The 11,648-nt window shown below is 70.8% G+C and carries 6 protein-coding genes; 3 read left to right on the forward strand and 3 right to left on the reverse strand.

The annotated features are described in order from the left end of the window. Positions 1-44: 44 nt before the first annotated feature. Positions 45-3,893: a methionine synthase gene (locus tag SM116_RS15725; RefSeq protein WP_320941908.1), complete on the reverse strand. Its 3,849-nt coding sequence runs from the start codon at positions 3,891-3,893 to the stop codon at positions 45-47. A 4-nt stretch (positions 3,894-3,897) separates the two neighbouring features. Continuing rightward, a complete protein-coding gene (locus tag SM116_RS15730; protein WP_320941909.1) occupies positions 3,898-4,680 on the reverse strand; it encodes an LLM class F420-dependent oxidoreductase in 783 nt (260 codons plus the stop codon). Positions 4,681-4,890: 210 nt separating this feature from the next. Between SM116_RS15730 and SM116_RS15735 the strand changes: the two genes are divergently transcribed. Next, a complete protein-coding gene (locus SM116_RS15735; RefSeq protein ID WP_320941910.1) occupies positions 4,891-5,880 on the forward strand; it encodes an o-succinylbenzoate synthase in 990 nt (329 codons plus the stop codon). Here the strand turns inward: SM116_RS15735 and SM116_RS15740 are convergent, their stop codons facing one another. Then, positions 5,881-6,528, reverse strand: a complete 648-nt coding sequence (locus SM116_RS15740) for a TetR/AcrR family transcriptional regulator (RefSeq protein ID WP_320941911.1) — start codon at positions 6,526-6,528, stop codon at positions 5,881-5,883. A 150-nt stretch (positions 6,529-6,678) separates the two neighbouring features. Here SM116_RS15740 and SM116_RS15745 point away from each other — a divergent pair, with 150 nt between their 5' ends. Together SM116_RS15745 and SM116_RS15750 are read left to right on the forward strand one after the other, a co-directional pair. Beyond that, positions 6,679-9,504 carry an efflux RND transporter permease subunit gene (locus SM116_RS15745; RefSeq protein WP_320941912.1) on the forward strand — a complete coding sequence of 942 codons (2,826 nt, stop codon included), beginning with the start codon at positions 6,679-6,681 and terminating at the stop codon, positions 9,502-9,504. After that, complete coding sequence (locus tag SM116_RS15750; protein WP_320941913.1) at positions 9,501-11,576, forward strand: YhgE/Pip domain-containing protein; 2,076 nt, start codon at positions 9,501-9,503, stop codon at positions 11,574-11,576. Before SM116_RS15745 ends, SM116_RS15750 begins: the two co-directional genes overlap by 4 nt. Positions 11,577-11,648 lie beyond the last annotated feature (72 nt).

Raw genomic sequence — 11,648 nt, forward strand, 5'->3', positions numbered from 1 at the left:
TCCAGCCTATGCAGGTGCCGCTCGGACCGGGCGGATCAGGAGGCTCAGACAGAGAAGTACTTCGCCTCGGGGTGGTGGAAGACGAAGGCGTCGGTCGACTGCTCGGGATGCAGCTGCAGCTCCTCGCTGAGCTCGACGCCCATGCGCTCGGGACGAAGGAGCTCGACGACCTTGCGGCGATCCTCCATCTCGGGGCACGCGGGGTAGCCGAGCGAGAAGCGCGCGCCGCGGTACTCGAGCTTGAACAGCCCGGCCTTCTCGACCGGCTCCTCGGCGGCGAAGCCGAGTTCCGAACGGATGCGGGAGTGCCAGAACTCGGCGAGCGCCTCGGTCAGCTGCATCACGAGCCCGTTGAGCTCGTAGTAGTCGCGGTAGCGATCCTCGGCGAAGAGCTTCGCGGTCACCTCGTCGATCTTCGCGCCCGCCGTGACGAGCTGCACGGGCAGCACGTCGACCTGCCCGGATTCGCGGGAGTGCACGAAGTCTGCGAGGCACAGGTGCCGGTCGCGCCGCTGGCGCGGGAACGAGAAGCGCAGCCGGTCGGTCCCGATCCCGCCGGTGTCGACCCCGGCCCCTGAGCCTGTCGAAGGGCCTGAGCCTGTCGAAGGGGTTGAACCTCCGTCGGGGGCGAGCAGCCCGGCTGTGCCCAGCACGCCCGTCGGGTCGTCGGCGTGGTGGAGCACCACGACGTCGTCGCCCTCGGAGACCACCGGGAAGTACCCGTACGCGACGGAGGCGTCCAGCATCCCTTCCGAGAGGATGCGGTCGAGCCAGTACCGCAGTCGCGGCCGGCCCTCGCGCTCGACGAGCTGCTCGTACGTGAGACCGTCGTCGCCGCGGCCGGGCTTCAGACCCCACTGCCCCATGAACGTCGCGCGCTCGTCGAGGAAGGCCGCGAAGTCGGCGAGCGCGAGGCCGCGGACGATCCGCGTGCCCCAGAACGGCGGCGTGGGCACGACGTTGTCGGCCGCGACGTCGGAGCGGGCCGGCATCGCCTCGGGCTCGGTGAGCGTCAGCGTCGATCCGGCGCGGTGGATGCGCTTCTTCAGGGGCGGCAGGCCGACGCCATCGGGATCCTCGCCGCGCGCGATGCGCACGAGCGGTTCCATGAGGGCGAGGCCCTCGAAGGCATCCTTCGCGTAGCGCACCTGGCCGTCGAAGAGCCCGGCGAGGTCGTCCTCCACGTAGGCTCGGGTGAGCGCGGCGCCGCCGAGGATGACGGGCCAGCGCTTCGCGACACCCCGAGCCTGAAGCTCGAGGAGGTTCTCCTTCATCACGACCGTCGATTTCACGAGCAGGCCCGACATGCCGATGACATCGGCGTCGTGCTCCTCGGCGGCGGCGATGATGTCCGCGATGGGCTGCTTGATGCCGAGGTTGATGACGTCGTAGCCGTTGTTCGTGAGGATGATGTCGACGAGGTTCTTGCCGATGTCGTGCACGTCGCCGCGCACCGTCGCGAGCACGATGCGGCCCTTGCCCGAGGCATCCGCCTTCTCCATGTGCGGCTCGAGCAGGGCCACGGCGGTCTTCATGACCTCCGCCGACTGCAGCACGAACGGCAGCTGCATCTCGCCGGCGCCGAAGCGCTCGCCGACGACCTTCATGCCCTCGAGCAGGTGGTCGTTGATGATGGCGAGGGGCGCCATGCCCTCGGCACGCGCGAGGTCGAGGTCGGCTTCGAGCCCCTTGCCCTCGCCGTCGATGATCCGGCGCTCCAGGCGCTCGCCGACGGGGAGCGCGGCGAGCTCCGCGGCGCGCTGGTCGCGCAGCGCCGCGGTGTCGACGCCGGCGAACAGATCGAGCATCCGGGCGAGCGGATCGTATGTGACGTTGCCGTCGGCGTCGTACTCGCGGCGGTCCCAGACGAGGTCGAGCGCCACCTGGCGCTGCTCGTCGGGGAGGGAGGCGAGCGGCACGATCTTGGCGGCGTCGATGATGCCGCTCGACAGGCCCGCCTCCGCCGCCTCGTGCAGGAACACGGAGTTCAGCACGACGCGGGCGGCGGGGTTCAGGCCGAACGACACGTTCGAGACGCCGAGGGTCGTGTGGATGCCGGGATACTTCCGCGTGATCTCGCGGATCGCCTCGATCGTCTCGATGGCGTCGCGGCGGGTCTCCTCCTGGCCCGTGGCGATCGGGAACGTCAGGCAGTCGACGATGATGTCCTCGACCCGCATCCCCCACTCCCCGACGAGGGAGTCGATCAAGCGACTCGCGATGCGAGTCTTGTCGGCGGTCGTGCGGGCCTGGCCGTGCTCGTCGATCGTGAGGGCGACCACCGCGGTGCCGTGCTCCTTGACGAGCGGCATGATGCGGCCGAAGCGGCTGTCCGGGCCGTCGCCGTCCTCGTAGTTCACCGAGTTGACGACGGGGCGGCCGCCGATCAGCTCGAGGCCGGCCTGCACGACCGGCGGCTCGGTCGAGTCGATCACGAGCGGCAGCGTGGATGCCGAGGCGAACCGGGAGACGACCTCTCGGATGTCGGCGACGCCGTCGCGTCCGACGTAGTCCACGCAGACGTCCAGGAGGTGGGCGCCGACGCGGATCTGCTCGCGCGCGATCTCGACGCAGTCGTCCCAGCGCTCCTCGAGCATCGCCTGGCGGAAGGCCTTCGACCCGTTCGCATTGGTGCGTTCGCCGATGGCGAGGTACGACGCATCCTGGTCGAACGACACGTGCTGGTAGAGGGATGCGACGCCCGCATCGATCTCGATCACCCGCGCCGCCGCCCCGGTCCCCGAACCCGCCCCGGTCCGCGATCCCGCCCCGGTCCCCGAGCCCGCCCCGGTCCCCGAACCCGCCCCGGTCCCCGAGGCCGCCCCGGTCCCCGAGCTTGTCGAGGGGTCGGACAGACGCCGATCGGATGTGCCGCCCCTCGACAGGCTCGGGGACCGATCAAGGCTCGGGGACCGATCAGGGGCGAGACGGTCGACGACGGCGGCGAGGTGCTCGGGCGTCGTGCCGCAGCATCCGCCGATGAGGCCCAGCCCGAACTCGCGCACGAACTGCTCGTGCGCGGTGGCGAGCTCCGCCGGTGACAGCGGGTAGTGCGCGCCGTCCGCCGTGAGCACGGGCAGCCCGGCGTTCGGCATGCAGGCGATCGGCACCGTCGAGTGCTTCGACAGGTGCCGGAGGTGCTCGCTCATCTCGGTCGGGCCGGTCGCGCAGTTCAGGCCGATCGCGTCGACGCCCAGCGGCTCGAGGGCGGTCAGCGCCGCGCCGATCTCGGAGCCCATGAGCATGGTGCCGGTGGTCTCGACCGTCACCTCGACGAAGATCGGCAGCCGGATGCCGCGCGCCACGATCGCCTGCTTGCAGCCGTTGACCGCCGCCTTCGTCTGCAGCAGGTCCTGCGAGGTCTCGACGAGGAACGCGTCCGCTCCCCCGTCGATGAGTCCCTCGGCCTGCAGCGCGAACGTCTGCTTCAGGTGGTCGTACGTGGTGTGACCCAGGGAGGGCAGCTTCGTGCCCGGCCCCATCGAGCCGAGGACCCACCGCATCCGTCCGTCCGCCGCCTCGGCCGCCTCCGCCCGCTCCCGGGCGATGGCCGCGCCGGCAGCGGCGAGCTCGGCGATGCGGTCGTCGATGCCGTAGTCGGAGAGGTTCGACCAGTTGGCGCCGAACGTGTTGGTCTCCACGGCATCCACCCCGACCGCGTAGTACGCGTCATGGATGCCGCCGACCACGTCCGGCCGCGTGATGTTGAGGATCTCGTTGCAGCCCTCGAGCCCCTGGAAGTCGCCCTCGACCGACAGGTCGTGGCGCTGGAGCATCGTGCCCATCGCACCGTCGGCGATGACGACGCGCTCGTGGACGGCATCCAGCAATGCCTGCGAGCGCGCCGGGCGCTCGACGCCGTCGATGTCCAGGGCGAAGCGGGGCTGCGTCATCCGTTCAGCCGTTCTTCGCGTCGCGCCAGTTCACCCAGTGCTGCACCAGGTCGTGATCGTAGTGCGGGCCCGAGATGCCGAGCGTGAACAGGCGGACGCCCGCATCGTAGAGGGCTCCCGCGGTCTCGACATCGCGACGGGCGAGCTCGTTCGACACGACGAGGTTCGACGTGTCGCGGCCCTCCTTCTCGGCCCACTTCTCGATGACCGAGACCTTGTGGGCGATCGCATCCGGCTTGACGAAGGAGTGCCAGATGTCGGCGTGCTTCGCGACGAGGCGCAGCGTCTTCTGCTCGCCCGCCCCGCCGATGAGCACCGGGATGCGCCGCGTCGGCGCCGGGTTCAGCTTCGCCCAGCGCGCTTCGATGCGCTCCAGGCCCGCGGCGAGGTCGTTCAGGCGCGAGCCGGGCGTGCCGAACTCGTAGCCGTACTCGTCGTAGTCGCGCTCGAACCACCCCGCGCCGGTGCCGAAGATGAACCGGCCTCCGGAGATGTGGTCGAGCGTACGGGCCATGTCGGCCTGCAGGTCGGGGTTGCGATAGCTGTTGCAGTTGACGAGGGCGCCGAACTCGACCCGCTCGGTCTGCTCGGCCCAGGCGCCCAGCATCGTCCACGACTCGAAGTGCAGCCCGTCCGGCTCACCCGAGAGCGGGTAGAAGTGGTCCCAGTTGAAGAGGATGTCGACGCCCATGTCCTCCAGGCGCCGGACGGTGTCGCGGATCTCGGTGTAGGTGGCGTGCTGCGGTTCGATCTGCACGCCGAGGCGCACGGGGGTGTCGAGAAGCATGCGACCAGCCTAGAGGCGCGGGATCCCGCAGGGTCCCGTGTGTCGTGCCGCTCGGTTCACGCGTGCCCGGCGTTCGGGATTCAGTCTCACCGCGGGGGGCGCATCGCGCGCACGCCCCGTTCACGTGCGGCCGCGGACGCGCGGACTGAATCCCGAACGTCGGGGCGGCGGCGGCCGCCGCGAAGCCGGTGCACGGGGCATCATGGGGTCATGCCGCGCGACCTGCCTCCGCTCTCCGACCTCGTCGACACCGCACGCGTGGTGGCACTGCCGATGGCGACGCGCTTCCGCGGCGTCGACGTGCGCGAGGCCCTGCTGCTCCAAGGCCCGGAAGGATGGGCGGAATTCTCGCCCTTCGCGGAGTACGGCGACGCCGAGGCATCGGCCTGGCTCGCCGCCGCCATCGACGACGCATGGATGCCGCGCCCCCCGGCGGTGCGCGACGCCGTCCGTGTGAACGCAACGGTGCCGGCCGTGCCGGCCGATCGCGTCGCAGCTGTCCTGGCCCGCTTCGACGGCTGCCGCACGGCCAAGGTCAAGGTCGCGGAGCCCGGGCAGACCCTCGCCGACGATGTGGCGCGCATGCGCGCGGTGCGCGAGGTCATGGGTCCGGAGGGGCGTGTGCGCGTCGACGCCAACGGCGGGTGGAACGTCGACGAGGCCGAGCGCGCGATCCACGCCCTCGCCGAGTACGACCTCGAGTACGCCGAGCAGCCGTGCGCGACCGTGGACGAACTCACCGAGCTGCGGCGTCGGGTGAAGTACATGGGTGTGCCGATCGCGGCGGACGAGAGCGTGCGCAAGGCCGCCGACCCGCTCGCCGTGGCGCGGGCGGGGGCGGCCGACCTGCTCGTGGTGAAGGCGCAGCCGCTCGGCGGCGTGCGCCGCGCGCTGCAGATCGTCGCCGAGGCCGGGCTCCCCGCCGTGGTCTCGAGCGCGCTCGACACCGCGGTCGGCATCTCGATGGGAGTCGCGCTGGCCGCCGCCCTGCCGGACCTCGACTACGGCTGCGGGCTCGGCACGGGGTCGCTCTTCGCCGGAGACGTCGCGGACTACGGCGTGGTCGCCGGGTCGCTGCCGGTGGCGCGAGTGACTCCGGATGCGGCACGCCTCGACGAGTTCGCGGCATCCCCCGATCGTCGCGACTGGTGGATCGCGCGCCTCGAGCGCTGCTGGGCCGTCCTCGAAGAGACCGACTGATCAGCAGAGGATGAGGCGGGCGACCTCGTTCAGACGCGCGCTCGCGGCAGCACGGAGCGCCTTCTCACCCTCGAGCGACTCGTCCGCGACGCCGCGGATCAGCGCGCGGACCGCAGAGGACTCCCACACGATGAGCATGAGCCGCGCGGCCTGCTCGGCATCCACCCGGAATTCGATGCCCTTCAGCGCACCGATGTCGGTGATGATCTTCGCGACGCTGCGCTGCATGGCGGCGTCCTGGTCGAGGAACGCGCGCGCGACATCGGGGTCGCGCAGGGCGCGGATGCGGATCTCGCTCATGAGCAGCACCCCGAGCCGGTCGTCTGCGCCGACGTCGAGGACCTGCTCGAGGATCTCCGAGATCTGGCTCTCGTCGAACGCCTCCGAGCGATCCGCGACCAGGCTGTCGATGCGGGCCTGCACGGCCTCGACGCGATCGGATGCGACGCGGGCGGCGAGCTGCAGGAACAGCTCGTCCTTCGAGTCGAAGTTGGAGTAGAACGCACCGCGGGTGAACCCCGCACGCTCGCAGACCGCCTCGACGGATGCGGCGTCCAGCCCCACCTCGGCGAAGACCTCGAAGGCCGCCTCCATCAGTCGCGCGCGGGTGTTCTCGCGGCTGCGTGTCGCCACTTTCGCGTCGGTCATCGGGGCTTCTCCTCTCGGTCGCGATTCTCACACGGAGCACTCAGATTTGCAGGTCCCGATTCCTTTACGATACACGTATGTATCGGATACAGCGTCGTATCGAACTGATCTGAAACGACGCGGAGCCCGCTCCGCTCTCCTGGAGGCATCGTGTCCACTCTCCTCTCCACGCTCGGCCGGTGGTCGTTCCGCCACCCGTGGCGTGTGCTCGTGTCGTGGATCCTCCTGCTCGTGCTCGCCCTCGGCGGCGTCGCCCTCTTCGCCAAGGGCACCGACAACTCGTTCTCGATCCCCGGCACCGAGGCGCAGGCCGGTCTGGCGCAGCTCAGCCGCACGTTCCCGCAGGCGAGCGGCACGAGCGCGCAGTACATCGTGGTCGCCGCGCCCGGCGACACCGTCACCGAGGATCCGTACAAGGGCGACATCATCGCCTCGGTCAAGGATCTCGAGAAGCTCCACGGCGTGAACGCGGCGACAAGCCCCTATGACGAGCACGTGACCGGGCTCATCTCGGACGACAAGAGCGCGGCGATCGTCCGCGTGCAGTTCGCGGGACAGTCGACGAGCATCTCGAAAGACACGAAGGCGACGCTCCAGACGAAGGTCGACGCCCTCGCCTCGCAGCTGCCCTCCGGCAGCACCGTGAAGCTCGGCGGAGACCTCTTCGCGACGTCGGTGCCGGGGGTCTCCCTCATCGAGGCCGTGGGCCTGCTCGTCGCCCTGGCGGTGCTGATCGCCACGTTCCGCTCGTTCGTGATCGCAGGGCTGCCGCTGGCGACCGCGCTCCTCGGGGTCGGTCTGTCGATGGCGCTCATCTTCATCGCCACCGCGTTCGCATCGGTCTCGTCGACCACGCCGCTGCTGGCGCTCATGCTCGGACTCGCGGTCGGCATCGACTACGCCCTGTTCATCACCGCCCGACATCAGGACCAGGTGAGATCCGGGATGGATCCGGAGGAGTCGGCATCCCGCGCCACCGGCACGGCGGGCTCGGCCGTCGTCTTCGCGGGCATCACCGTGCTCATCGCCCTGATCGGCCTGAGTTTCGCCAACATCCCGTTCCTCACCACGATGGGCATCGCCGCATCCGTCGCCGTGGCCATCGCCGTGCTCGTCGCCGTGACGCTCACTCCGGCGCTGCTCGGGTTCGTCAAGGGACGCGTCGTCGGCTGGCGCCACCGCCCCGCTCCGGAGGGCGCCCGCGCGAGGCCGAAGCGGCAGAACCGCTGGGTCGTGCTCGTGACGCGGCATCCGATCGTCACGACCGTGTCGGTCGTCGTGGGCCTCGGCCTCCTCGCCCTCCCGGCGCTGAGCCTCGCCCTCGCCCTGCCGAACGCCGGTCAGCTGCCCAAGGAGTCGCAGGCGCGCCAGTCGTACGATCTCGTGGCGGAGCACTTCGGCCCCGGCTTCAACGGCCCGCTCATCGTCACGGGCACGATCGTGACGTCGAACGACCCGCTGACCCTCATGAAGGATCTCGGCGATGAGCTCGGAAAGCTCCCCGGGGTGAAGGCCGTCGCCCTCGCGACGCCCAATCAGACCGCCGACACCGGCATCGTGCAGATCATCCCCGACTCGGCGCCGGACTCGGTCGCGACGGCGAACCTCGTGCGAGAGATCCGCGCCCAGCACGATCACATCCAGAAGAAGTACGGCGTCGACATCAAGGTGACGGGATTCACGGCCGTCGGCATCGACATCTCCGACCGGCTCGGCGGCGCCCTGCTGCCGTTCGCGATCTTCGTCGTCGGCCTGTCGCTCGTGCTGCTCGCCATCATCTTCCGCTCGGTGTGGGTGCCCATCACAGCCGCTCTCGGGTATCTGCTCTCGGTCGCGGCCGCGTTCGGCATCGTGTCGGCCGTGTTCATCCACGGCGTCGGCGCCGACCTGCTGCACGTCACGAGGGTCGGGCCGATCATCAGCTTCATGCCGATCATCCTCATGGGCGTGCTCTTCGGCCTCGCGATGGACTACCAGATGTTCCTCGTCACGCGCATGCGGGAGGACTACGTCCATGCGCGACGCGCCCGCCACGGGCACAGCGATCGCCCGATGGCGATCGACGCCGTGCGCAGCGGCTTCACTGCCTCGGCGCGCGTGGTGACCGCGGCTGCGATCATCATGTTCTCGGTGTTCGCGGCGTTCGTTCCCGAGGGCGACTCGTCGCTGAAGCCGATCGCCCTGGGCCTGGCCTCGGGCATCGCGATCGACGCCTTCGTCGTGCGCATGACGCTGATCCCCGCGGTCATGGCGCTGTTCGGCGACAGGGTGTGGTGGATGCCGCGCTGGCTCGAGCGCGTCCTCCCGCACTTCGACATCGAAGGCGAGGCCGTCGAGCGCGAACGCGCGCTCGCCGAGTGGCCCGAGCCGCACACGACCGCGGCGGTCGTCGCCGAGGGCCTCTGGCTCGTCGAGGACGAGCGCACGCTCTACAGCGACGTCGCCCTCCGCGTCGAACCGGGCGAAGCTCTCATCACGACCGCGGCCGATCCGCGATCGACGGAGGCGCTGTTGCTCACGCTCGCCGGACGACTGCATGCAGGCGACGGGCGGCTCAAGGTCGACGGGCACCTGCTGCCGGCCCGCGGCTCGTGGGTGCGGCGGCGCGTCGGCGTGGCGCTCCTGCAGCGCACGCGCCGCCCGCTGCCCGACCTCGCGCAGGCCCTGCGCGGGGGCTCGCGCATCGTGGTCGTCGACGGCGCCGAGGCCCTCTGCGCGCCCGAGGTGCGCGCGCAGGCCGTCGAGCTGCTGCGGGATGCGGCATCCCTGACTCCCCTGGCCCTGATCGTGTCGGCGACCGACCCGGCTCCCGTACAGGCCCTGCTGCACGACGCGGGGTGGGTGGATGCGCCGGTGCTCGCCGTCTCGAGCGACCCCGCTCCGGATGAGGGCGCCGACGACACCGGCCCGCTCGCAGGTGCTTGGCCCACAGCTTCCGAACCCGCAGATTCTCCGTCCGCAGAGGTGAACGCATGATTCTCCACATCGAGCGCGCCCGCTCCCGCCGCCCCGTGACATGGCTGACGATCGTCGGCGCCATCCTCCTGCCGGTCGTCGTCGGCGGCATCCTCGTCGTGGCGCTGTACAACCCCACGTCGCGCCTCGACTCGATGCACGCGGCGATCGTGAACAACGACCAGCCCGTGACGATCAACGGGCAGATGGTGCCGCTCGGGCGTCAGCTGACCGCGGGTCTCGTCAAGGGGTCGCCGACTCTCGACAGCAACCTCGACTGGACGATCTCGAACACGTCGGATGCCGCGAAGGGGCTGAAGGACGGCACCTACCAGGCCGTCATCACGATCCCGAAGGGCTTCTCGGCCGCCGCGACCTCCATCGGCGGGACGACCCCCGAGCAGGCGACGATCCGGGTGACGACATCGCCGCAGGCGCTCGTGGTCGACGAGGCGATCTCGCAGCAGGTCGCGACCACCGCCGCATCCGTCATGGGCACGACCCTGACCGAGACCTACTTGAACAAGGTGTTCCTCGGGTTCACGACGCTCGGCGACAACCTGCAGAGCGCCGCCGGCGGAGCGTCGCAGCTCGCGGACGGCGCGAAGCAGACCGCTGACGGCGCGACCAGCCTCGCCGCGGGCGTCGCCGGGTTGTCGAGCGGAGCCTCCGGAGTCTCGAGCGGGGCGAGCGGGCTATCCGGCGGTGCCGCGAACCTCTCGAACGGACTGAACGCGTGGGCCGACGGCGCGGCGAAGGCCGCCGCGGGCCTCGACAAATGGGCAGCCGGCGCACAGCCGATCGCCGACGGGACGAGCGCGCTCGCCGGCGGCCTCACCAAGACCTCGGAGCAGCTGGCCCAGATCCCGGCGGTGCCGCCGAGCGCCGTCGATGCGATCAACGCCGTCGCCGGCAACCCGCAGAAGTACAAGGACCAGGCGGCCGCGTCGGCGGCCGATCTGCAGCAGCTGGCCTCGTCGTGCACGCCGCAGGGTAGTCAATTCTGCCAAGAACTCCAGGTCGCGGCCGACAACGCCCAGAAGGCCCTGCCCACGTTCAACAGCATGATCGACAGTTCCGGTCAGATGGCGGCGGTCGTCAACGGGCTTCCCGCCCTGCAGGGCGGGATCGCGACCATGGCGGCCAGCGCCGGGCAGCTGGCCGGCGGAATGCAGCAGCTCGCCACCGGGGCTCAGGGCGCCGCATCCGGAGTCGATCAGCTCGCCGCAGGCGCGCGGCAGCTCGCGGGCGGCGGTTCGCAGCTCGCCGGCGGCGCATCCCAGCTCGCCGGTGGCGCATCCCAGCTGGCCGTCGGCGCATCCGGTGCCTCTGACGGGGCGTCCCAACTCGCGGGCGGTGCGACACAGCTCGCGGGCGGGGTGTCGTCCCTCGCGAGCGGTCTCGACAAGGCCGCCTCCTCCATCCCGCGCTACACCGATGCGCAGGCGAAGGACCTCGCATCCGTCGTCGCGACGCCCGTCGCCACCAAGGGCGGCTCGTCGTCGCTGTTCGGCGCATCCGCGATTCCGCTGCTCGCGACGCTCGCATTGTGGGTCGGCTCCATCGGCACGTTCATCGCCGTGCAGGCGGTTCCGCGGGGGTCGCTCACGTCGCGCCGGTCGTCCGCGATGCTGGCGCTCCGCGCGTACGGCCCGGGAGCCGCGATCGGCGCCGTCCAGGGCCTGCTCGTCGCCGGGGTCGTGCAGCTCGCGGCGTCGTACGACTGGGGCACCTGGTCGCTGTTCGCCGCAGTCTGCGTCGTCGCGGGGCTGGCGTTCGCGGCCGTCAACCAGGCGCTCGTCGCCGTCTTCGGCGGTGCGGGCCGCTGGCTCGCTGCGCTCGTCGGCGTGCTCGTCATCGCGACCGGCATCGTCTCGACCGTGCCGGCGGTGCTCCTGTCGATCGCATCGATCATGCCGACGGCTCCGGCCTACACCGCGATGCTCGGCGTCCTCGGCACCTCCGGCGGCGTGGGCGGCGCCATCGTCGGACTCGTCGTGTGGGGCGGCCTGGCCTTCGTCGCCACGATCGTCGCGGTCACCCGCCGCAGGACCGTGTCGGCACGCGAGGTCCTCCGGGTCCAAGTGGCCTGAGCCTTCCCCGCAGAACGTGGAGACGCGCCGCCTCGAGCTGGGTCGAGGCGGCGCGTCCGCGTAGACGGCGCG

Origin of the sequence: Microbacterium rhizosphaerae, assembly GCF_034120055.1 — a bacterium.
Taxonomy (GTDB): Bacteria; Actinomycetota; Actinomycetes; order Actinomycetales; family Microbacteriaceae; genus Microbacterium; species Microbacterium rhizosphaerae.